This window comes from Micromonospora yongxingensis (assembly GCF_052601155.1).
This window is the reverse complement of record NZ_JBQXEO010000022.1, coordinates 34,238-56,763: the sequence shown is the minus strand read 5'-3', so window position 1 is coordinate 56,763 and position 22,526 is coordinate 34,238. Positions and strand designations below refer to the sequence as shown.

The following is a 22,526-nucleotide window of genomic DNA, read 5'->3' as shown; positions in this document are numbered from 1 at the left end:
CGCAGGCAATGCGGTGGCGGGGGGAAGATCCGTTGTTAGACTTTGCGGAGTTGGGTGTCAGCGGTTGACGAGGGAGACCAGACATGGCGGGTGACGACGACATCTCCGGGTGATACCGGATGTCTCAGGCCACCGTTCGGCGCGTCCGCGCAGCCGCCGTGGCCATGCCGTCGTTTCACCAGTCCGGTTTCCTCGGGCGGCTCCGGCGCGCCCACCCACCCTTTGAGGTCACTCGCATGTCTGATGCCTTCATCGTCTGCTCGAACCTGTCCTTCTCCTGGCCGGACGACACCCCGGTCTTCTCGGAGCTGTCCTTCACCGTCCCCGGCGGCCGCACCGGCCTCGTCGCGCCCAACGGCACCGGCAAGAGCACCCTGCTGCGGCTGATCGCCGGGGAGCTGCGGCCCAGCGGCGGCAGCGTCACCGTCGACGGTGTGCTCGGCTACCTCCCGCAGACCCTGCCGCTGGCCGGCGACCTGACCGTGGCCGAGGTGCTGGGCGTCGCCGAGCGGATCGCTGCGCTGCACGCCATCGAGGCCGGCGACGCCGGCGAGGAGCACTTCGCCACGATCGGCGACGACTGGGACATCGAGGAGCGCACCCGCGCCGAGCTGGAGCGCCTCGGCCTGGGCGAGCTGTCACTCGACCGGAGGCTGCGCACCCTCTCCGGCGGCCAGGTGGTCTCCCTCGGACTGGCGGCGCAGCTGCTCCGGCGCCCGGACGTGCTGCTGCTCGACGAGCCCACCAACAACCTGGATCTGGAGGCGCGGCACAAGCTCTACGACGTGCTGACGGAGTGGACCGGCTGCCTGCTGCTGGTCAGCCACGACCGGGAGCTGCTGGACCGGATGGACCGCATCGCCGAGTTGGACCGTGGCGAGATCCGCTGGTACGGCGGCAACTTCACCGCGTACACCGAGGCGGTGCGGGCGGCGCGGGAGGTGGCCGAGAGCAACATCCGCAACGCCGAGCAGGAGGTCAAGCGGGAGAAGCGGGAGATGCAGCAGGCCCGCGAGCGGGCCGACCGACGGGCCAGCAACGCCAGCCGGAACCTGAAGAACGCGGGGCTGGCCCGGATCGTGGCCGGTGGGCTCAAGCGCAGCGCGCAGGAGTCGGCGGGCCGGGCGCAGGAGACGCACTCCAGCCGACTCGGTGGGGCCAAGGCCCGGCTCGACGAGGCCGGTCGGGCGCTGCGCGAGGAGGACCGGATCGTCGTGGACCTGTCGGACACCACCGTCCCGGCCGGCCGCACGGTCTTCTCCGGGCAGGGCATGCGGGTCCGCTTCGACGACCGGGACCTGTTCGCCGGCGACGGCGCCGACCTGGTGATCCGGGGACCGGAGCGGATCGCGCTCACCGGCCCCAACGGTGCGGGCAAGTCGACCCTGCTGCGCCTCGTCGACGGTGACCTCGACCCAACCGGCGGCGAGATCAAGCGGGCCGACGGGCGGATCGCGTACCTGTCGCAGCGGCTGGACCTGCTGGACCTCGACCGCACGGTGGCGGAGAACTTCGCCGCGTACGCGCCGAGCCTGCCGGACGCCAAGCGGATGAACCTGCTCGCCCGGTTCCTGTTCCGGGGCGCGCGGGTGAACCTGCCCGTCGGGGTGCTCTCCGGCGGCGAGCGGCTGCGCGCCACCCTCGCCTGCGTGCTCTGCGCCGAACCGGCACCGCAACTGCTGCTGCTCGACGAGCCGACCAACAACCTGGACCTGGTCAGCGTCGCCCAGTTGGAGAGCGCGCTGAGCGCGTACCAGGGCGCGTTCGTGGTGGTCAGCCACGACGAACGGTTCCTCGCCGAGATCGGCGTGCAGCGCTGGCTGCGGCTGGCCGACGGCCAGCTGCGGGAGATCGCGGCCCCCGACCGGGGCTGAGCCCGGCGGGCGTCCCGGCCCGGTCAGCTCACATTGGCCGGGCCGAGGACGCTCTTCAGGTCACCCATCAGCGCGGTGGTCGCCGCCACCCGGAACGGACCCAGCCGCAGGGTGGTGGTGCGCCCGCCGTTGAGCAGCTTGACGTGCACCTCGGTGTCGCCGGGGTGCAGCACCAGCGTCTCCTTGAGCCGTTCCACCAGCGGTGGCGTGCACCGGTGCACCGGGATGGTGAGGGTGACCGGCTTGTTGGTGGCGCTGGTGCTGACGTCCGGCATGGACATGTCCATCGCCATGATCCGTGGGGTGTCGTCGCGGCGGTCGACCCGCCCCTTGACCACCACGATGGCGTCCTCGGCGATGTACTGCCCGATCACCTCGTAGGTGTTGGGGAAGAACAGCGTCTCCACGCCGCCGGCCAGGTCCTCCAGGGTGGCCGAGGCCCAGGCCCGGCCCTGCTTGGTGACCCGGCGCTGCACACCGGAGAGGATGCCGGCGAGGGTGACGACCGCGCCGTCGGGCACCGCGCCGTCCTCCGCGAGGGAGGCGATGGTGGTGTCGGCCGCCGCGCCGAGGATGTGCTCCAGGCCGAACAACGGGTGGTCGGAGACGTACAGGCCGAGCATCTCGCGCTCGAAGGCCAGCTTGTCCCGCTTGTCCCACTCGCTGTCGCCGATCACCGGCATCACCGTCGTGCTGCCCGTGTCGGCGTCACCGAAGCCGGCGCCGAAGAGGTCGTACTGGCCGACCGCCTCCTTGCGCTTGACATCGGCGTACGCGTCGATGGCGTCGGCGTGCACGGCGAGCAGGCCCTTGCGCGGGTGGTCGAGGGAGTCGAACGCGCCCGCCTTGATCAGCGATTCGATGGTCTTCTTGTTGCAGACCACCGCGTCCACCTTGGACAGGAAGTCGTAGAAGTCGGTGTACTCGCCCTTCTCCTCCCGGCACCGCATGATCGAGGCGACCACGTTCGTGCCGACGTTGCGCACGGCTGCCAGACCGAACCGGATGTCCTTGCCGACCGGTGTGAACGGCCCGGCGGAGGTGTTCACGTCCGGTGGCAGCACCTGGATGCGCATCCGTCGACACTCGGACAGGTAGAGCGCCATCTTGTCCTTGTCGTCGCCGACGCTGGTCAGCAGCCCCGCCATGTACTCGGCCGGGTAGTGCGCCTTGAGGTACGCGGTCCAGTAGGAGACCAGGCCGTACGCGGCGGAGTGCGCCTTGTTGAAGGCGTACCCGGCGAACGGCACCAGGACGTCCCACACCGCCTGGATCGCCTCGTCGGAGTAGCCGCGCTCGCGGCAGCCGTCCCGGAACGGGATGAACTCCTTGTCGAGGATCTCCTTCTTCTTCTTACCCATCGCCCGGCGGAGCAGGTCCGCCTGGCCGAGGGTGTAGCCGGCGAGGATCTGCGCGGCGCGCTGCACCTGCTCCTGGTAGACGATCAGGCCGTGGGTGGGCTCCAGGATCTCCCGCAGCGGCTCCTCCAGCTCCGGGTGGATCGGCGTGATCTCCTGGAGGCCGTTCTTGCGCAGCGCGTAGTTGGTGTGCGAGTCGACGCCCATCGGGCCGGGCCGGTACAGCGCCAGGACGGCGGAGATGTCCTCGAAGTTGTCCGGCTTCATCAACCGCAGCAGTGACCGCATCGGCCCACCGTCGAGCTGGAACACGCCGAGGGTGTCACCGCGGGCCAGCAGCTCGTAGGCGGCCGGGTCGTCCAGCGGCAGGGCCAGCAGGTCCAGCTTCTTGCCGTGGTTGAGCTCGATGTTCTTGACCGCGTCGTCGATGATCGTCAGGTTGCGCAGGCCGAGGAAGTCCATCTTCAGCAGCCCGAGCGACTCGCAGGTCGGGTAGTCGAACTGCGTGATGATCGCGCCGTCGGCGTCGCGGCGCATCAACGGGATGTGCTCGATGATCGGCTCGGCGGACATGATGACGCCCGCGGCGTGCACACCGGTCTGCCGGATCAGCCCTTCGATGCCCTTCGCGGTGTCGATCACCTTGCGGACGTCCGGGTCGGAGTCGTACAGGCCACGGATCTCGCCGGCTTCGGCGTAGCGGGGGTGCTTCGGGTCGAAGATGCCGGTGAGCGGGATGTCCTTGCCCATCACGGCCGGCGGCATCGCCTTGGTGATCCGGTCGCCGACCGCGTACGGGAAGCCCAGCACCCGGGCCGAGTCCTTGATCGCGGCCTTCGCCTTGATCGTGCCGAAGGTCGCGATCTGGGCGACCTTGTCCTCACCCCACTTGTCGGTGACGTACTTGATCACCTCACCGCGCCGACGCTCGTCGAAGTCGATGTCGACATCCGGCATCGACACACGCTCGGGGTTCAGGAACCGCTCGAAGATCAGGCCGTGCTGGATCGGGTCCAGGTCGGTGATGCCCAGCGCGTACGCGACCAGCGAGCCGGCGGCCGAACCACGGCCCGGGCCCACCGAGATGCCCTGGCTCTTGGCCCACTGGATGAAGTCGGCGACCACGAGGAAGTACGACGGGAAGCCCATCTGGTTGATGACGCCCAGCTCGTACTCGGCCTGGACGACGTGCCCCTCCGGGATGCCGTTCGGGTAGCGCCGGGCCAGGCCTGCGAACGTCTCCTTACGGAACCAGGACTCCTCGGTCTCGCCCTCGGGGACCGGGAAGCGCGGCATCAGGTTGTGGAACTCGAACATGCCCTTCGGGTCGACCTTCTCGGCCACCAGCAGGGTGTTGCGGCAGCCCTGCTGCCACAGCTCGGACGAGTCGACCGCGCGCATCTGGTCGGCGCTCTTGATGAAGTAGCCGCCGCCCTCGAACCGGAACCGGTTCGGGTCGTCGATGTTGCTGCCGGTCTGCACGCAGAGCAGCACGTCGTGCGCGGTGGCCTGCGCCTCGTGGGTGTAGTGCGAGTCGTTGGTGACCACCGGCGGGATGTCGAGCTTGCGGGCGATCTCGGTGAGCCCCTCGCGGACCCGGCGCTCGATGGAGAGGCCGTGGTCCATGATCTCCAGGAAGTAGTTGTCCTTGCCGAAGATGTCCTGGTAGCTGGCGGCGACCTTGAGGGCCTCGTCGAACTGGCCCAGCCGCAGCCGGGTCTGCACCGCGCCGGAGGGGCAGCCGGTGGTGGCCATGATGCCCTCGGCGTGCTCGGCGATCAGCTCCATGTCCATCCGGGGCCACTTGACGTAGTGCCCCTCCATGGACGCGCGCGAGTTGAGGGTGAAGAGGTTCTTCAGGCCCTGCGCGTTCTTCGCCCACATGGTCTTGTGGGTGATCGCGCCATTACCGGAGATGTCGTCGCTCTTCTGCTCCGGCCGGCCCCACTTGACCCGCGCCTTGTGATAGCGCGACTCCGGCGCCACGTACGCCTCGACGCCCAGGATCGGGGTGATCCCGGCGGCCATCGCCTGGTTGTAGAAGTCGTTCGCGCCGTGCATGTTGCCGTGGTCGGTGATCGCCACCGCCGGCATGCCGAGCCGGTTGGCCTCGGCGAACAGGTCCTTGAGTCGGGCCGCTCCGTCGAGCATCGAGTACTCGGTGTGCACATGCAGATGCGCGAACGAATCGGCCATGCGTGGCGCCCCCCGGCGATGTGGATCTTGTTGGTCGGACCCGACCGGGACCTACCCTACCGAGGTGATCTCGACGGCTCCACCGTCCGCGCCGAGGGTGGTCCGCGTCTCCCCCACAGCTAGTCTCGGAGGATGGCGAGGTACTACGACGTGCACCCGGAGAACCCGCAGCCCCGGATCATCGGCCAGGTCGCCGACCTGATCCGTGGTGGTGGGCTGGTCGCCTACCCGACGGACTCCTGCTACGCGCTCGGCGTCCAGCTGGGCAACCGGGACGGGCTGGACCGGATCCGCGAGATCCGCCACCTCGACGATCGGCACCACTTCACCCTGGTCTGCCGCGACTTCGCGCAGCTCGGCCAGTTCGTCCAGATCAGCAACTCGGTCTTCCGCCTGGTCAAGGCGTCCACCCCGGGCAGCTACACCTTCATCCTGCCGGCCACCCGCGAGGTGCCGCGCCGGATGCTGCATCCCAAGAAGCGCACCGTCGGCGTCCGCGTACCGCGCCACACCGTCACCCAGGCGCTGCTGGCCGAGCTGGGCGAGCCGCTGGTGTCCAGCACCCTGGTCCTGCCCGGCGACGACGAGCCGATGACCCAGGGATGGGAGATCAAGGAACGGCTCGACCACCAGCTCGACGCGGTGCTCGACGCCGGCGACTGCGGCAAGGAGCCGACGACCGTGATCGACCTGTCCGGGCCGGAGCCGGAGATCCTGCGCCGCGGCGCCGGGGATCCGACCCGCTTCGAGTAGGGCACGTCCGGCCGCCGTCAGGCGACCGCCGGCGCCTCGGTCGGATGACGACGTGCCCGGAGGAGTTCGGCGACCGCGACGCCCAGCAGCACGAGGCCGGCGGCGACGCTCACCGCCAGGCCGGGCAGGTGCGCCGCCAGTGGCGCCAGGGCGATCGCCGCGAGGACGCCGATGACGTGCGACAACGGCACGCGCTGGTAGACCTCGTGTTCCAGCACCGCCCGGCCGCAGAGGAAGAGTCCGGCGCCGCCCAGGATGAGCGCGGTCATGGGGGTACCGGGCGGCACCCCCGGGTGCGCCATGACCCGTTCGACGCCGGCGGCCGTGCTGACCACACCGGCCACCATCAGCCAGTGGGCGTACGGATTGGCCTGCAGCAGCCGGCTCCGGTGGGGTGACGACTCGATGGCGGCGCGGAGGGTCGCGCCGGCTCCCCGTGCGTAGCTCCACCAGAGCACCACCGCCGTCAGGAACACGGTGCCGAAGGCGCCGATCCGGCCCGCGGTGAACGGCTGGTGGCTCAGGCTGAGGACGCTCACCAGGATGAGCTCGCCCAGGGTGAGGATGTAGATCTGCTGGTACCGCTCGGCGAGGTGCTCGGGCGTCACCTGGTACTGCGGCAGGGGCGCCCGGCCGGGGATCGGGAAGCGGAACCCGTAGGCGATGTAGTCCGCGGCCAGCGCGGCCAGCCACACGATGAGACGCCAGTCCGGATCGGGCACCAGGCCGCCGACCACCCAGAGGGTCCCCGAGCCGGTGTTCCAGACCAGGGCGCGCACGGAACGCTCCTGCTCCTGCCGCCCGCGCAGGGACCGGATGAGCACCAGTCCGCGGCCCAGGATTATCGCGCGGCCCAGGTCCCGCCGAAGATGAGCCCGTGGTCGCCGAACGCGCCCGGCAGCGCGGCGGCCATCACCATGATGCCGAACATGGAGCCCAGGACCAGGTACGGGATCGGTCGCTTGCGCGGACTGAAGCTGTCGGTGATCAACGTGGTGGTCACCCAGACCGCCCAGAGCGTCGACAGGAGGACCAGCGCCTGGCCGATGCCGGTCCAGGTCTGCTCGGCCGCCATCTTCGCCGAGGTCATCGCCAGGCCGGCGACGAAGGCGAGGTCGAAGAACAGCTCCAGCAGATCCGCCCGCCGTGACCCGCTCGACATGCGGGTCAACGGCTGACGTGGTTGCTGCGTCACCGGCTCTCCGCCATGGTGCCAGCTTCACATCCGTGGCCGGGCCGCCGGTCGCATTCGCCGGACCGGAGCTGACACGATGCTATCGGGCTAGACAACACTGTGTGGCACACACTATGGTGTGACACATGGTTAGCGAGGACGTTCTGAAGACGCACCTACAGGAGCTGCGTCGAGGCACCGTCGTGGTGGCCAGCCTGGTCGCGCTGCGCCGACCGGACTACGGCTACGCACTACTGCAACGGCTCACCGACCACGGCTTCCCGGTGGACGCCAACACGCTCTACCCGCTGCTGCGCCGCCTGGAGGACCAGGGGCTGCTGACCAGCGAGTGGAACACCGAGGAGAGCCGACCGCGCAAGTTCTACCGGACCAGCGACGAGGGCGAGTCGATGCTGAGCCGGCTGCTGGACGACCTCGCCGACGTGCAGACCTCCATCACCGGGCTGATCCAAGGAGTGGACCGATGAACACCCTGACCGACCGCTACCTCGCCGCCACCCTGCGCTCGGTTCCCACCCAGCGCCGGGAGGAGATCGCCACCGAGCTGCGCGCCTCGATCGAGGACATGATCGAGGACCGCGCCGGCGGCGGCCAGGACGCCACCACCGCGGAGCGGGACGTGCTCACCGAGCTGGGCAACCCCGACCTGCTGGCCGCCCGGTACGCCGACCGCCGGTTGCAGCTCATCGGCCCGACCTACTACCTGGTCTGGCTGCGACTGCTGAAGCTGCTGATCACGTTCATCCCGGCGATCGTCGGCACCGTGGTCGCGGTCATCGACGTGGCGGACGGCAAGGGCTTCGGGGCCATCGGCACCGGCATCGGCACCGCCATCCAGGTGGCCGTCCAGATCGCCTTCTGGCTCACCCTGACCTTCGCCCTCATCGAGCGTTTCCAACCCGCCGTCGACCTGCCCGGCTGGACCGTCGACCAACTGCCGGACGTCCCCGCACACAAGGACATCTCCCTGGCCGACACCATCGCGTCGGTCGCCATGCTGGTGCTGACCATCGGCTACCTGCCCTTCCAGCACTACCAGTCCTGGGTGCACGAGACCGACGGCGGCAACATCCCGCTCCTCGACCCCGCGCTGTGGTCGTTCTGGCTGCCGGCGCTGATCGCGGTGCTGGTGGCCACCCTGGTGTTCGAGATCGTCAAGTACCGGATCGGGCGCTGGACCTGGACCCTGTTCGGGGTGAAGGCCCTGCTCAACCTGGCGTTCTCGGTGCCGGTGGTGTGGTTGGCGCTCTCCGACCGGCTGCTCAACCCGGCCCTGGGCGATCGACTGAGCTGGCTGGCGGAAGCGGACAACCGGAACACCCTCGGGGCTGCCATCGCCCTGGGCGCGGCCGTGGTGCTGGTCTGGGACCTGATCGACACCGCCACCAAGACCCGCCGTCAGACGGCGTGAGCGTGAGCAGCAGCCGACCAGGCGGCCCGGCGCGGATCCCGCGCCGGGCCGCCGCCCGTCCACCGGAAGAGCCACCGTCGCACGGACGGGCGAGCGGCCCGTGGCGGTTGGCGTGGCCGGCGTGGCATCGTTCCCGGATGACCGTGGCACCTCGTGACGAATGGCGCCGCCCGGGTCCGACACCGGAGCAGCGCCGGATCGATCTCTGGGCCGCGCTGGTGGTGACCCTGCTGGCGCTGATCAGCCTCACCCTGGCCCACAGCACCGGCTCGTTCATGCTGGGCCCGCCGCCGTCCGGGCCGGAGCAGCTGTTCTGGACCGTCGCGGTGACCCTGCCGCTGGTCTGGCGGCGGCGCTGGCCGGCTACCACGCTGCTGGTCGTCTCGGTGGCGTTCATCGCCGCGCAGGCACGGTCGGCCCCGGAGACCCAGCTCTCCGCGTGGGCGCTGTTCAGCGCCATCTACACCGTCGGCGCCTGGGGGCAGGACCGCCGGCTGGCCCGCCGGCTCCGCGTCGGTGTGATCGCCGCCATGTTCGCCTGGCTGGGCGTCTACTACGCGGTGAGCATCGGCCGGATCCCGGACGATGCCTTCGCCGACGCCGCCGGCCCGGTGCCGCCCGTCCTCGCCGCGATGGTCACCGGTGTGCTGATCAACGGGCTGATCTTCGGCTTCGCGTACTTCTTCGGGGAGACCTCCTGGGTGGCCGCGCGACGCGAGCACGAGCTGCGCACCCAGGCCGAGGAGCTGCGCCGGTCGCAGGCGGAGAACCAGGAGCGGGCGGTCCTCGGCGAACGGGTGCGCATCGCCCGGGAGCTGCACGACGTAGTCGCCCACCACGTGTCGGTGATGGGGGTGCAGGCCTCCGCCTGCCGGCGGGTGTGGGACCGCGACCCGGGCAAGGCCCTGGCGGCGCTGAGCGCCATCGAGCAGAGCGCCCGCACCGCCGTCGACGAGCTGCGCCGGATGTTGGGCGTGCTGCGCGCCTCCGACGGCAACCCGGTGGCTCCACCCCCGTCGACCGGGACGGTCGACCGGATCGACGAGCTGGTCGAACGCGCCCGCGCCGCCGGCCTCACCGCCACCATCGGTGTGTACGGCGACCCGGTCCCGCTGCCGGCGTCGGTCTCCCAGACGGCGTACCGGGTGGTGCAGGAGGCGGTGACCAACACGCTGAAGCACGCCGAGGCCGGCCTGCTGGACGTACGGATCCGCTACCTGGCGCGCGACGTGGAGCTGGACGTGAGCGACGACGGGCGGGCCGGCGCTCGGCCGCACACCGGTGGGCTCGGCCTCATCGGCATGCGGGAGCGGGTCGCCGCCCAGGACGGCGTCCTGGAAACCGGCCCGCGCCCCGGCGGGGGCTGGCGGGTGCGCGCCCGGCTGCCGCTGCCCACCGAGGCGTCGACGTCGGGTGAGGCCGTGCCGGCCGGCACGGGGTGGTCGAAGTGACCACCCCGCCGGGCGGCCCCCGGCTTCCGGGCGCGGACGAGCGGATCCGTGTGCTGCTCGCCGACGACCAGCATCTGGTCCGCACCGGCTTCCGGGTCATCCTCGAGGTGGAGGACGACCTCGAGGTGGTGGGCGAGGCGTCGGACGGCGAGCGTGCCGTCACCATGACCCGGGCCACCCGACCGGACGTGGTGCTGATGGACGTGGAGATGCCCGGGATGGACGGGCTGGAGGCCACCCGGAGGATCACCGGGGACGGGCCCGGCGCGCCGGCCGTGCTGATCCTCACCACCTTCGACCGCGACGACTACCTGTTCGCCGCGCTGCGGGCCGGTGCCAGCGGCTTCCTGCTCAAGAACGGCACACCGGAGGAACTGGTCGAAGCGATCAGGGTGCTGGCCAGGGGCGACGGCCTGCTCGCCCCGGAGATCACCCGTCGGGTGATCTCCACCTTCGCCCGTCCCGGCGATCCCACGGGCACCGCCCACCGGGGGCCGGACGCCGAGGCCGCACTGCGCGAGCTGACCCCCCGCGAGCGGGAGGTGCTGATGCTGCTCGCCGCCGGATCGAGCAACGTGGAGATCGCCGCGACCATGCACCTGGGCGAGGCGACGGTGAAGACGCACGTGAGTCGGGTGCTGGCCAAGCTCGGCCTGCGCGACCGGGTGCAGGCGGTGGTCTTCGCGTACGAGAACGGGGTCGTCCGCCCCGGCGGCTGACCGGCATCCGTCGCGCGGTGGACCCACCGGCTCAGCCGGCGGGCGGACGGCGCACCGACCTGTCCGATCTAGCGTGGGTGCGTGACCAGAACCCTCCGCCTGGACGGTGTCGACCGCAGCTTCGGCGACCGGCAGGTGCTCAAGAACGTGTCCTTCGAGGTGGCGGCCGGCCGGATGACCGGCTTCGTCGGCGCCAACGGCGCCGGCAAGACCACCACCATGCGGATCATCCTGGGCGTACTCGCCCCGGACGCCGGGACGGTCACCTGGCAGGGTGCCCCACTGACCCGGGAGGACCGGCAGCGGTTCGGCTACATGCCGGAGGAACGCGGCCTCTATCCGAAGATGACCGTCCGGGAACAGGTGACCTACCTGGGTCGCCTGCACGGGCTGGACGCGGGCGCGGCCCGGCGCAGCACGGACACGCTGCTGGAACGGGTCGGCCTCGACGAGCGTGGCGACGACCTCCTGGAGACGCTGTCGCTGGGCAACCAGCAGCGCGCCCAGATCGCCGCCGCGCTGGTGCACGATCCCGAGGTGCTGGTGCTCGACGAGCCGTTCTCCGGCCTGGACCCGCTGGCCGTCGACACGGTCGTGACGGTGCTGCGGGAGCGGGCCGCCGGGGGCGCGCCGGTGCTCTTCTCCAGTCACCAGCTCGACGTGGTCGAGCGGCTCTGCGACGACCTGGTGATCATCGCGGACGGCACGATCCGAGCCGCTGGCAGCCGCGAGCAGTTGCGCGCGACGTACACCCTGCCCCGCTTCGAGCTGGTGGTCGACACCGACGCGGGCTGGCTGCGCGACCAGCCCGACGTGACCCTGGTGGACCTCGACGGCGCCCGCGCGGTCTTCGACCTCGCCCTCGGCGCCGACGAGCAGGCGGTGCTGCGGGCAGCCCTGGCCCGAGGCCCGGTACGCGCCTTCCGCCCGGTCACCCCGTCGCTCACCGAGATCTTCCGAGAGGTCACCCAGTGAACACCTACCAGGCCACCCGGCTGGTCGCCGCCCGCGAGATCCGGGTCAAGCTGCGCGACAAGACCTTCCTGTTCGGCACGCTCTTCTTCCTGCTGATCGCCGCCGCCGGCACGATCCTCCCGCCGCTGCTGTCCGGCGGGCCGGAGAGCGTCGCCGTGACCCAGGACGCCGCCGGCCCGCTGCGGGCCGCCGGTCTCGACGTCCACGTGGTGCCCGACGACCGTGCCGCCGAACAGGCCGTCCGCGACGGCGACGTGGACGCCGCGGTGGTCGCCGGTCCGACGGTGATCGCCCTGGACGAGGCTCCCGACGACGTGGTGGGGGCGCTGAGCAGCGCTCCCCCGCTACGGCTGCTGGACCCGGACGCGGTCGACCCGGTGGTGGCGTTCCTGGTGCCCTTCCTCTTCGCGTTCGTCTTCTTCATCACCTCCCAGACCTTCGGCCTGCAGATCGCCCAGAGCGTCACCGAGGAGAAGCAGACCCGGATCGTGGAGATCCTCGTCGCGGCCATCCCGGTACGGGCGTTGCTGGCCGGGAAGGTGATCGCCGGCGGCATCCTGGCGCTCGGGCAGATCGCGCTGATCGCCGTCGTCGCCGTCGTCGGCATGCAGATCGGGGACAGCGGTGACCTGCTCACCCTGCTCGCCCCGGCGATCGGCTGGTTCGTGCCGTTCTTCCTGCTCGGCTTCGTGTTGCTGGCCGCGATGTGGGCGGCGGCCGGAGCGCTGGTCAACCGGCAGGAGGACATCGCCGGCGTGTCCACGCCGGTGCAGCTCGCCGTCATGCTGCCGTTCTTCGCGGTGATCTTCCTGAACGACAACGCCACCGCCATGCGGGTGCTGTCCTACCTGCCCATCTCGTCGCCGACGGCGATGCCACTGCGGCTCTTCACCGGGGACGCGGCCGGCTGGGAGCCCATCGTCTCGCTGGCCGTCCTGCTCGTCGGCGCCGGCGCCTTCGTGGTCGCCGGGGCCCGCATCTACGAGGGTTCGCTGCTGCGGACCAACGGCCGGACCTCCCTGCGCGCCGCGTGGCGGGAGCGGGAGACCATCGGCTGACCGATGCCCGGCCCACGGTGGGCGCCGGTGTCCTGATCGGACGCCGGCGCCCGCTGCCGTCCACCGCCCGTACGGCACCGGCCCGAACGCCTGTTCGAGGGCTGCGAACAGGGCGAACATTCCTACGGTGAGCCGATCCTCACGGCAACGACCCGGTCGTCGCCGCCCCCGGACCGGAAAGGCTCTCCATGACCCCACCGATCGACCCGCGGCACCACGACGAGCCACGGCGGCTCCGCCGGCTGCTCAGCGTGGTGCTGGCCGTCGTGCTCGCGAGCACGCTCGCGGCCGTCGTCCGTCCCGCACCGGCCGCCGCCGCCCCGGCCGACCTGATCCTCAACGGCACGTTCGACAACGGCAGCACCGAGCCCTGGTGGAAGCGGCTCGCGGCGACCACCACGACCGTCGACGCCGGACAGCTGCGCATCCGCACCGCCGGACCGGCCACCAGGCCCACCTGGGACGACCTCGTCGGCCACTTCGAGTTCGGGGTGACCGCCGGGCAGGCGTACCGGCTGCGGTTCGACGCCTCCGCCGACGTCAACCGCTCGCTGCGTGTCTCCGTCTCCCGGGTGAACACGCCCTTCACCTCCGCCGTCGACCAGACCGTCCCGCTGACCTCCACGATGCGCCGGTTCACCTTCGACTTCGCGTCCCCCTTCGGAGACCCGCAGGCGGTGCTCCTGTTCCACCTGGGCGCGAACGCGGCCTCGACGGTGCGGCTGGACAACATCTCCCTCACCCCGCTGGCCGTCGACCCGGCGACGGACCCGATCCTGTACTGGAACGGGATCCTGCTCGACACGTACCGGGCGTTGGACCTGCCACCCACCACCTCCTCCCGGGAGGCGGCCATCCTGCACGCGGCGATGCACGACGCCGCCGTCTCGGTCACCGGCGTCGGCAACCCCTACCGGGTACGGGTGCCGGTGAGCTACCCGGGCACCATGGACAACGTCGTGGCGCCCTCCCTGCACGCGGCCATCGACCGGGCGGCGTTCGACGTGCTGACCGCCCTGTACGGCGCTCAGGGCCGCTCCTACGCCCAGGCCCTCACCGGCGCCGTCGCCCGCCGTCCGTCCGGCGTGAACGCCGCGGAGGTCGCGCGGGGCGACACGGTCGGCGCCGCGTCCGCCGCCGCCAACCTCCAGGCCCGCGCCAACGACGGTTCCGGCAACAACACGCCGTACCAGCTCGACGGGGTGCCCGGGTCGTGGCGACCGACCGACGGAAAGCCGGCGGTCAGCCCGAACTGGGGCCTGGTCACCCCGTTCGCGCTCACCTCCGGGCGACAGTTCCGGCCCGGTCTACCGGCCGGCGCCACCGGCTACGGCGACCTGCTGGGCAGGCAGGAGTACCTCGCCAACGTCCAGGAGGTCCGCGACCACGGCGGCCGGACGTCGTCGCTGCGGACACCGGACCAGACGCAGATGGCGTTCTTCTGGGCCAACGACGTGGCCGGTACGTACAAGCCACCGGGCCAGCTCTTCGCGCACACCCGCATCGTGGCGGAGCAGCGGAAACTCGGCATCCTGGCCAACGCCCGGCTCTTCGGGCTGGTCGCCCTCGCCCTCGCCGACGCCGCCATCGCGGCCTGGGACGCCAAGTACCAGAGCGCGATCGACCTGTGGCGCCCGGAGAGCGCGATCGGCGGCGGTTGGCAACCGCTGTCGCAGGACCGCAACGGGGTTTCCTTCTCACCGGCCTTTCCGGCCTACGTCTCCGGGCACGCCACCTTCGGCGGGGCGTGGGCGGCGGTGATGAAGGGCTTCTTCGGCACCGACGCGATCGGCTTCGACGCCACCACCGACGATCCACACGCCGTCGGCGTGATCCGGCACCTGAACGGCTTCGACCACGCCGCCCGGGAGAACGCGCTGAGCCGGATCTACCTCGGCGTGCACTACCGGTTCGACGCGGAAGCCGGTCTCGCCACCGGCGGTTCCGTCGGCGCGTACGTCTACGCCAACCGGCTGCGACCGTGAGTCGTCCGCCGGCGTAACGGGGGGCTCCCCGCCCGGTCCACCGACCGGGCGGGGAGCGTGCGTCACGGCGACGACAGGCAGTGCCAGTGGCCGAAGTCGCCGGTACGCGACCAGACGCCCCGCGCCGCCCGGATGTTCCAGCCCGGATCCAGGGCGGTCCGCCGGTCGACGCCGAACCGCGTCAACTCCATGTCGCTGAACTGGAAGAGCCCCCAGCGTCGTGACCCGTCCCGGAGGACCTCCACCCGGTACGGGTCCAGCCCCGACAGGCACCGGGCCAGCCGAACTGCCCCGGCCGGGTCCTCCGGGAAGACCAGCCGCACCTGCTTGCTGATCCGGTCCTCCGGCCAGGTGACCGGCACGACCGGGTCGCCGGACAGCTCGTCGAGGACCTGCCCGTCCACGGTGCCGCTGACCGGCAGGCCACCCAGCGCCTGGAACGCCATGACCCGGCTGGCGGTGTCCGGGCCGAACCAACCGTCCACCGGTACGTGCAGCCCGCCAGCCGCCAGCCGTTCCTGGAGATCCAGCACGCACGGGCCGTACATGCCCTGCCGCAGGACGAGAGGACATCCGTCGGCCGGCGGAACGGCGGTCCCGCCACCCGTGCCGACGGTGCCGGGCAGCAGCGCGCCGGACGCCCCGATCGACAGGGCACCGAGCAGCGCGAGCAGCCCCAGCCGGAGCCTCCCACGAGCCGGCCCGTCCACCCGGCGCGCCTCGGGTGGTGGCCGGTCCGGTGCGACCGTGCCGGCGGCCGGAAGCGGGCCGTCGGGGCTCGGGGGCGGGCCGTCGGGGACCACCTCGTCGGGCCGCGTCGCCGGAGTGTCCGAACGCTCCTGCTCGGTGAGGCGTGCCTCGATGTCACGCCGCATCTCCACCCACCGGTCGATCTCCCCCGCCGGCGTACCGCAGGCGACCAGCAGCGCCACAACGGGCCGCTCGCGGGGCAGGGTGGTCCGCCCCAGCATGGTGGCGAGGGTGCTCGGCGGCAGCCAGTGCCCGACGGCCGAGGCCCGCCGGGTGATCTCCCGGTAGGTCAGGCCCGAGCGCCGCCGTACGTCGCGGAGCGACGCGACGTACTGGCCCGCCGTGGCCGCCCGCGGCACCGGATCCCGGACAGCACCATCCATCGAACCTCCCCGTGTCGTCGATGTGGCCGGGCACCGGACCGTGCCGGTCCGGGGCCCGCCAGCCGCGAGCCGGTCAACGGCGCGGCCATCGAGGAACGACGCTAGACAAGCGGGTCGACGCGAACAATGCCCTGGCCACGGCCCTGGGATGTCCGGGCAGCTCGGCGGGGCCTGTCCGGGTTCTGTCCGACCATCTCGGACAGTCCATCAGGGACGGTTTGCCCTACGGCCACGCGTGTCTGGAGAATCGGGCGATGGACACGGGGGAGCTACGACCGGACGAGGCGACCGGCCCGGCGGAGTTCGTCGATCTGCTGCGCCGGCTCAAGGAACGGTCCCGGCTCACCTACCGGCAACTGGAGCAACGCGCGGCCGCGGCCGGTGACGTGCTGGCCCGCAGCACCGCCGCCGACGTCCTGGGCCGCTCCACCCTGCCGCGACCCGAGGTGCTGGCCGCCTTCGTCCGCGCCTGCGGCGCGGAGGACCAGGTGCAGGAGTGGCTGCGGGTGCGGGACCGACTCGCCGCCGGCCCGTACGCCCCGGCATCGCCCCCGCCGGACCACCCACCAGCCGGCGACAGCGCACCGGCCGTGGCCCCGGCGGCGGTGCACCCGGGCGGGGCCCGCCCGCGCTGGTCAGCGCGACCCGCACCGCTGGCACTGCTCGTCGTCGGCGCCCTGCTGGCCGCGCTCGGCGCGGGCGTGTGGTTCCTGCGGCCGGATGACGAACGGCGGACGGCGGCAGAGCACGCCTCGGCGGACGGCAGCCCTTCGGCCACGCCGACTGTCGGCGTCAGCCCGTCGACCGCACCGCGCGGCGGCCGGAGCCAGATCCGCCCCGCCCGCGCCCCTCAGCTCTGCCTCACCGAGGGGCGTGACCGCACCGGCCGGTACCACAGCGAGGTGGCCGTCCAGCGCCCCTGCGCCGAGGCCACCCCGCCGGACACCTACGTGGAGCCGGTGGCCGACGGTCTGTACTTCATCAAGTGGGACCACCCCGCGCACGGACCGGGCTGTCTCACCATCCGCGCCGAGGATCCGGGTCGCGATCTGCTCGAACCCTGGCCCTGGCAGAAGTGCGACCCGACCACGTGGCCCCAGCTGTTCCGTTTCGAGCCCACCGGATCGGCGCCCACCGCGTACCGCATCCGGCCGGCCCACAGCGACCGGTGCGTCGGCCTCCGCGACGACGACACCGAGGTGTCGGCCGAGGCGTTCGCCGAACCGTGCACCGGCGGCGCGGACCAGGTGTTCCTGGTCGACCTGCTGCCCGGCGGCTGACGGTCGTCGGCTCAGCGGGCGGCCGGCACCCTGTCCCAGCCGTCCGGCAAGCGGGGCACCGGCCAGGACGGGTCGGGCTGCCAGGACGCCCAGGCCGGGTCCCACCAGCGCTGGCCCGCGTCGAGCAGGGCGGCGATCCGGTCACCCTCGCCTCGGATCGCGTCCTCCATGCCCGGGTAGCGCCCCTCCACGAGGCGCTGCGCGAACATCTCCACGTCCTTCCAGACGTACCGGTCGGCGTCCGCGCCCCACCACAGGTCCAGCTCGTGATCCAGGGTGTCCACCCCGATCGGCGTACGCCGAAGCGGGTCCTGGAGGTTGAAGTACCAACCGGCGAAGTCACGCCCGGGACCCGTCCAGAACACGTCGACCGAGTGCGCCTCACCGGGACGCTGCACCATCAACTTGCCGTGCCCGCTCCAGGCCCGGTGCCCGGCGGTCTGCCACGGGTGCCGCCCGCAGGGGAAGGCGCCGGCCTCCGGGAAGCCGAACTCGGCGCCTGGCGGGAGGTAGAGGGCCAGCAGGTCGGGCGAGTCCTCGACGCAGATCGTCGGGCAGCCGAACCAGACCTCACCGAGCAGAACTTCGCGCCGGACGACCACGTCGCCCGGCGCGAACCGGTCAGGCATCGCCACGGTCAGGCGTCCACCGCGGCCATCACGTCGTCGCTGACGTCGAAGTTCGCGTAGACGTTCTGCACGTCGTCGCAGTCCTCCAGGACGTCGATCAGCTTGAAGATCTTGCGCGCGCCCTCCTCGTCCAGCGGAATGTTCATGCTGGGGATGAGGGACGACTCGGCCGACTCGTACTCGATGCCGGCGTCCTGCAGCGCCGTGCGGACGGCGACCAGATCGGTCGGCTCGGAGACCACCTCGTACGCCTCACCGAGGTCGTTGACCTCCTCGGCCCCGGCGTCGAGGACGGCCATCATGACGTCGTCCTCGCTGGTGCCCTCCTTGGGGACGATCACCACGCCCTTGCGGGAGAACATGTACGACACGGAGCCGGCGTCGGCGAGCGAGCCGCCGTTGCGGGTCAGCGCGGTGCGCACCTCGGTCGCCGCCCGGTTGCGGTTGTCCGTGAGGCACTCGATCAGCATCGCCACGCCGTTCGGGCCGTAGCCCTCGTACATGATGGTCTGCCAGTCGGCGCCGCCGGCCTCCAGGCCGGAGCCCCGCTTGACCGCGCGGTCGATGTTGTCGTTCGGCACCGAGCTCTTCTTCGCCTTCTGGATGGCGTCGTAGAGCGTCGGGTTGCCGGAGGGGTCGCCACCGCCGGTCCGCGCGGCCACCTCGACGTTTTTGATCAGCTTGGCGAACATCTTGCCGCGCTTGGCGTCGATGACGGCCTTCTTGTGCTTGGTCGTCGCCCACTTTGAGTGGCCGGACATCTTCTACCTCCGTCTGTCATTCCACGCCTGCGTCGACTGCCGCACCGATCACGCGCCGCATCCGGTGATCCGGCGGCCGGTCGGCTCCGCGGGAAATGCCGCGCCGGGCGACGGCCCTGCCGAACCGCGGCAATCTTACCGAGGTCACACCCGGGCATGTCACACCCGGGACCCGCTCGGGGTGCCGTCAGGGCACCCGGACCACCCAGAAGACAACGACCGGAGGCGGGGAAACATGCCCGCCCGGGTGCCGGGGTGGCCGGCGTCCGCGCTCAGACGGCCCGCACCAGCTCCACGAAGTACGCGTGCACGCGCAGGTCACCGGTCAGCTCCGGGTGGAACGAGGTGGCCAGGAGGTTGCCCTGCCGGACCGCCACGATCCGGTCGGCGGCCGGGCCACCGGTCACCGTCCCGATCACCTCGACGCCGTCACCGACCCGCTCGACCCACGGCGCGCGGATGAACACGGCGTGGAACGGCTCACCCGGAACCCCGGTGATCTCCACGGGCGCCTCGAACGAGTCGACCTGCCGGCCGAACGCGTTGCGCCGGACGGTCATGTCGATGCCGGCGAAGCCGCGCTGGTCCGGGCGGCCGTCGAGCACCTCCGTGGCCAACATGATCATGCCGGCGCAGGATCCGTAGACCGGCATACCGCCGGCGATCCGCTTGTCGATCGGCTCCCGCATCTCGAAGATGTCGGCCAGCTTGCTGATGGTGGTGGACTCGCCCCCGGGAATGACCAGCCCGTCGACCGCGTCCAGCTCCGCCGGACGGCGGACCGGGCGGGCGTCCGCGCCCGCCGCGGCCAGCGCCGCCACGTGCTCGCGGACGTCCCCCTGCAGCGCGAGCACACCGATGGTGGGCCCGGTCATGCTCACCCCTGCTTCCTGCGCTCGTGACCGCGGGGCTCGCGCGCTCACCAGCCGCGCTCGGCCAGGCGGTGCGGCTGCGGGATCTCGTCGACGTTGATGCCGACCATCGCCTCGCCGAGGCCACGGGAGACCTTCGCCAACACGTCCGGGTCGTCGTGGAAGGTGGTCGCCTTGACGATCGCGGCGGCCCGCTGAGCCGGGTTGCCGGCCTTGAAGATGCCGGAGCCGACGAAGACGCCCTCCGCGCCGAGCTGCATCATCATCGCCGCGTCGGCCGGGGTGGCGATCCCACCGGCGGTGAACAGCACCACCGGCAGCTTGCCACTCTCGGCGACCTCCTTGACCAGCTCGTACGGGGCCTGCAGCTCCTTGGCGGCGACGTACAGCTCGTCGGTGGGCAGCGAGGAGAGCCGGCGGATCTCCTGGCGGATCTTCCGCATGTGGGTGGTGGCGTTGGAGACGTCACCGGTGCCGGCCTCGCCCTTGGAGCGGATCATGGCCGCGCCCTCGGTGATCCGGCGCAGTGCCTCGCCCAGGTTGGTCGCACCGCAGACGAAGGGGACGGTGAAGGCCCACTTGTCGATGTGGTTGGCGTAGTCGGCCGGGGTGAGCACCTCGGACTCGTCGACGTAGTCCACGCCGAGGGACTGGAGGATCTGCGCCTCCACGAAGTGCCCGATGCGGGCCTTGGCCATCACCGGGATGGAGACCGCCTCGATGATCCCGTCGATCATGTCGGGGTCGCTCATCCGGGACACCCCGCCCTGCGCGCGGATGTCGGCGGGCACCCGCTCCAGGGCCATCACCGCGACGGCACCGGCGTCCTCAGCGATCTTGGCCTGCTCGGCGTTGACCACATCCATGATCACGCCACCCTTGAGCATCTCGGCCATGCCCCGCTTGACGCGGGCGGTGCCGACGACGGGGGTGGTGCCGGTGTTCGGGGCGGTGGTTTCGGACACGGGTCGGCGCTCCTCGGGACGTGCTCTGGGGGTGGCAGCGAAAATGCTACGCGGAGGTCAACGCCGTACCGACAGCCAATCAGACCCCCGGTGGCCTGCACAGTGGCACCCGTCACCGGCCCGCCGAAGAGTCCCCGATCAGTTCGCGGGCACGTCCGCCGGCACCGTGAGGGTCGGGTCGTCGATGTCGAAGTAGCGCGGCCAGTCCCGGCCCCGCCCCATCCGCAACAGGCGCACCAGCGGCCGGCTGCGCGCCGACCGGGCGTCACGGACCAGGTCGGTGTGCACCTGCCGGGACAGGGCGAGCCGCCGGCTGGCGGCGATGACCGCCGCGCAGTCCGGATCGGCCGGGTCGAGCTGCACCCCGCGCAACTGCCGGGTCAGATCGTTCTCCGCCGCCTCCCGCTCGTCCGGGCGGGCGTCCAGGGCGATCCGGGCCGCCGCGTACAGCTCGACGCCGAAGCGCCGCTCGGCCAGCACGGCCGCGGCCGCCGCCCGGCGCAGCAGGTGGGCGTCGAGGGCGCGGGCCGCCAGCTCCGCGCGGCCCTGCAGCCGCTCCACCCGACCGGCCGTCCAGATGAGGTACGCCGCGACCAGCCCCACGACCACGCTCGCGGCCACCACCCACCACATGTGCGGCATCGTAGTGCTGCTCCGTTTCTCCTCGTCCGGGCGCCGCCGCGCCGGTCACCCGGTCACCGCCCGCACCATGTGTCACACCGGCTCAGCCCAGCCCCACCCATTCCTGGTCGATGACCCGCCCGTCGGTTGCCTCGATCGCCGCTGCGTATACCTCCAGAACACGGCGGGCAACCACCGGCCAGTCGAAATTCGCCACCACCTGATCGCCGCAGGCGCTCAGCGCGGCCCGGCCGGCGGGGTCGTCCAGCAGCTCGGCCAGCGCGTCGCGCAGCCCCGCCGGGTCGCCGGTGGGAAAGAGCCGCCCGGCCCGCCCCCCGTCGAGGACCCGCCGGAACGCGTCCAGGTCGCTCGCGACCACCGTGGTGCCGGCGGCCAGAGCCTCGGTGAGGATCATGCCGAACGACTCGCCGCCGGTGTTCGGCGCCACGTAGAGGTGCACGCTGCGCAGCATCCGCGCCTTGTCCGGCTCGGACACCAGACCGAGGAACGTCACCCGGTCGCGCAGCGCGGCCGGGAACCGGTCGTACAGGTCGTCGGGGTCGCCCGGACCGGCGACGAGCAGCCGCAGCTCGGGGCGGGCGGCGGCCAGCTCCACGAAGGCGTCGCGCAGCACCGGGAAGCCCTTGCGGGCCTCGGTGAACCGGCCCAGGAAACCGAGCGTGCCGCCGGTGCCCGGCGTGCACTCCCCCGGCCATCCGGGCAACGGCTCGGCGTCGGCGAACTTCGCCACCGCCACCCCGTTGGGGATCTCCACCGCGCCGCCGTCCATGTGCTCGACCTGCACCTTGCGGGCCAGCGCGCTGACCGCGATCCGGGCGGTGATCCGCTCCAGCACGATCTGGAGCACACCCTGCGCGGCGGCCAGCACCCGCGAACGGGTCATCGCGGTGTGGAAGGTGGCCACCACCGGGCCACGCGCGGAGAGCACGGCCAGTAGCGACAGGCTCAGGGTGAGCGGCTCGTGCACGTGCAGCACGTCGAAGTCGCCGTTGGTGATCCAGCGCCGGACGCGGGCCGTCGAGACCGGACCGAACGCGATCCGGGCGACCGAGCCGTTGTACGGCAGCGGCACGGCCCGACCGGCGGAGACCACGTACTCCGGCAGCGGGGAATCCTCGTCGGCCGGGGCGAGCACGCTGACCTGGTGGCCGAGCGTGATCAGCGCCTCGGCGAGGTCCATCACGTGGTTCTGCACCCCGCCGGGGACGTCGAAGGAGTACGGGCAGACGATGCCGATCCGCATACGTCAGCGCCCCTCGCTCGCGACTG

Annotated in this window: 20 protein-coding genes; 10 read left to right on the top strand and 10 right to left on the bottom strand. The window is 71.7% G+C overall.

The features are described 5' to 3' along the window. Nucleotides 1-236: 236 nt before the first annotated feature. Entirely contained in the window at nucleotides 237-1,874 is a 1,638-nt protein-coding gene (gene abc-f, locus ACTWLT_RS23860; RefSeq protein ID WP_445320298.1) for a ribosomal protection-like ABC-F family protein, read from the top strand. Between the two features lie 23 nt (nucleotides 1,875-1,897). On the opposite strand, the gene dnaE is transcribed toward abc-f, so the two are convergent. Next, the gene (gene dnaE, locus ACTWLT_RS23855) at nucleotides 1,898-5,428 is read right to left on the bottom strand and encodes a DNA polymerase III subunit alpha (RefSeq protein ID WP_445320297.1); all 3,531 of its coding nucleotides are present in this window, start codon (nucleotides 5,426-5,428) and stop codon (nucleotides 1,898-1,900) included. Nucleotides 5,429-5,560: 132 nt separating this feature from the next. Here dnaE and ACTWLT_RS23850 point away from each other — a divergent pair, with 132 nt between their 5' ends. After that, nucleotides 5,561-6,181 (top strand): L-threonylcarbamoyladenylate synthase, encoded by a 621-nt coding sequence (locus ACTWLT_RS23850; RefSeq protein WP_445320296.1) that lies wholly within the window; start codon nucleotides 5,561-5,563, stop codon nucleotides 6,179-6,181. Nucleotides 6,182-6,198: 17 nt separating this feature from the next. Here the strand turns inward: ACTWLT_RS23850 and ACTWLT_RS23845 are convergent, their stop codons facing one another. Together ACTWLT_RS23845 and ACTWLT_RS23840 are read right to left on the bottom strand one after the other, a co-directional pair. Further along, entirely contained in the window at nucleotides 6,199-7,008 is an 810-nt protein-coding gene (locus ACTWLT_RS23845; protein WP_510182491.1) for a low temperature requirement protein A, read from the bottom strand. A gap of 14 nt (nucleotides 7,009-7,022) precedes the next feature. Further along, on the bottom strand, nucleotides 7,023-7,376 hold the full coding sequence (locus ACTWLT_RS23840) for a low temperature requirement protein A (RefSeq protein WP_445320295.1): 354 nt from the start codon (nucleotides 7,374-7,376) through the stop codon (nucleotides 7,023-7,025). Nucleotides 7,377-7,501: 125 nt separating this feature from the next. Here ACTWLT_RS23840 and ACTWLT_RS23835 point away from each other — a divergent pair, with 125 nt between their 5' ends. The 7 genes from ACTWLT_RS23835 (at nucleotide 7,502) to ACTWLT_RS23805 (ending at nucleotide 14,975) form a co-directional block, all read left to right on the top strand. After that, the gene (locus ACTWLT_RS23835) at nucleotides 7,502-7,843 is read left to right on the top strand and encodes a PadR family transcriptional regulator (RefSeq protein ID WP_252419113.1); all 342 of its coding nucleotides are present in this window, start codon (nucleotides 7,502-7,504) and stop codon (nucleotides 7,841-7,843) included. Then, nucleotides 7,840-8,787: a permease prefix domain 1-containing protein gene (locus tag ACTWLT_RS23830; RefSeq protein ID WP_445320294.1), complete on the top strand. Its 948-nt coding sequence runs from the start codon at nucleotides 7,840-7,842 to the stop codon at nucleotides 8,785-8,787. The genes ACTWLT_RS23835 and ACTWLT_RS23830 overlap by 4 nt, the downstream gene beginning before the upstream one ends. Before the next feature lie 137 nt (nucleotides 8,788-8,924). After that, complete coding sequence (locus tag ACTWLT_RS23825) at nucleotides 8,925-10,238, top strand: sensor histidine kinase (RefSeq protein ID WP_445320293.1); 1,314 nt, start codon at nucleotides 8,925-8,927, stop codon at nucleotides 10,236-10,238. Next, entirely contained in the window at nucleotides 10,235-10,957 is a 723-nt protein-coding gene (locus ACTWLT_RS23820) for a response regulator (RefSeq protein ID WP_445320292.1), read from the top strand. Before ACTWLT_RS23825 ends, ACTWLT_RS23820 begins: the two co-directional genes overlap by 4 nt. 81 nt (nucleotides 10,958-11,038) lie before the next feature. Continuing rightward, complete coding sequence (locus ACTWLT_RS23815) at nucleotides 11,039-11,932, top strand: ABC transporter ATP-binding protein (protein ID WP_445320291.1); 894 nt, start codon at nucleotides 11,039-11,041, stop codon at nucleotides 11,930-11,932. Next, a complete protein-coding gene (locus tag ACTWLT_RS23810; RefSeq protein WP_445320290.1) occupies nucleotides 11,929-12,990 on the top strand; it encodes an ABC transporter permease in 1,062 nt (353 codons plus the stop codon). Before ACTWLT_RS23815 ends, ACTWLT_RS23810 begins: the two co-directional genes overlap by 4 nt. A 188-nt stretch (nucleotides 12,991-13,178) precedes the next feature. Further along, nucleotides 13,179-14,975: a carbohydrate binding domain-containing protein gene (locus ACTWLT_RS23805; protein WP_445320289.1), complete on the top strand. Its 1,797-nt coding sequence runs from the start codon at nucleotides 13,179-13,181 to the stop codon at nucleotides 14,973-14,975. A gap of 62 nt (nucleotides 14,976-15,037) precedes the next feature. Here ACTWLT_RS23805 and ACTWLT_RS23800 read toward each other — a convergent pair whose 3' ends face one another. After that, nucleotides 15,038-16,108: a peptidoglycan-binding protein gene (locus tag ACTWLT_RS23800; RefSeq protein ID WP_445320288.1), complete on the bottom strand. Its 1,071-nt coding sequence runs from the start codon at nucleotides 16,106-16,108 to the stop codon at nucleotides 15,038-15,040. A gap of 254 nt (nucleotides 16,109-16,362) precedes the next feature. Here ACTWLT_RS23800 and ACTWLT_RS23795 point away from each other — a divergent pair, with 254 nt between their 5' ends. Next, nucleotides 16,363-17,388, top strand: coding sequence for an RICIN domain-containing protein (locus ACTWLT_RS23795; RefSeq protein WP_445320287.1), 1,026 nt, complete (start codon nucleotides 16,363-16,365; stop codon nucleotides 17,386-17,388). Nucleotides 17,389-17,399: 11 nt separating this feature from the next. Here the strand turns inward: ACTWLT_RS23795 and ACTWLT_RS23790 are convergent, their stop codons facing one another. The 6 genes from ACTWLT_RS23790 to ACTWLT_RS23765 form a co-directional block, all read right to left on the bottom strand. Beyond that, the gene (locus ACTWLT_RS23790; RefSeq protein ID WP_445320336.1) at nucleotides 17,400-18,017 is read right to left on the bottom strand and encodes a ribonuclease FAU-1 family protein; all 618 of its coding nucleotides are present in this window, start codon (nucleotides 18,015-18,017) and stop codon (nucleotides 17,400-17,402) included. 8 nt (nucleotides 18,018-18,025) lie between these two features. Next, nucleotides 18,026-18,778 carry a YebC/PmpR family DNA-binding transcriptional regulator gene (locus ACTWLT_RS23785; RefSeq protein WP_252419106.1) on the bottom strand — a complete coding sequence of 251 codons (753 nt, stop codon included), beginning with the start codon at nucleotides 18,776-18,778 and terminating at the stop codon, nucleotides 18,026-18,028. A gap of 272 nt (nucleotides 18,779-19,050) precedes the next feature. Then, nucleotides 19,051-19,653 carry a pyridoxal 5'-phosphate synthase glutaminase subunit PdxT gene (gene pdxT / locus ACTWLT_RS23780; protein ID WP_445320286.1) on the bottom strand — a complete coding sequence of 201 codons (603 nt, stop codon included), beginning with the start codon at nucleotides 19,651-19,653 and terminating at the stop codon, nucleotides 19,051-19,053. A gap of 44 nt (nucleotides 19,654-19,697) precedes the next feature. Then, complete coding sequence (pdxS, locus tag ACTWLT_RS23775; protein WP_308209590.1) at nucleotides 19,698-20,615, bottom strand: pyridoxal 5'-phosphate synthase lyase subunit PdxS; 918 nt, start codon at nucleotides 20,613-20,615, stop codon at nucleotides 19,698-19,700. 138 nt (nucleotides 20,616-20,753) lie between these two features. Continuing rightward, nucleotides 20,754-21,257 (bottom strand): hypothetical protein, encoded by a 504-nt coding sequence (locus ACTWLT_RS23770; RefSeq protein ID WP_445320285.1) that lies wholly within the window; start codon nucleotides 21,255-21,257, stop codon nucleotides 20,754-20,756. Nucleotides 21,258-21,339: 82 nt separating this feature from the next. Then, nucleotides 21,340-22,500 carry a glycosyltransferase family 4 protein gene (locus tag ACTWLT_RS23765; RefSeq protein ID WP_445320284.1) on the bottom strand — a complete coding sequence of 387 codons (1,161 nt, stop codon included), beginning with the start codon at nucleotides 22,498-22,500 and terminating at the stop codon, nucleotides 21,340-21,342. Nucleotides 22,501-22,526: the final 26 nt, after the last annotated feature.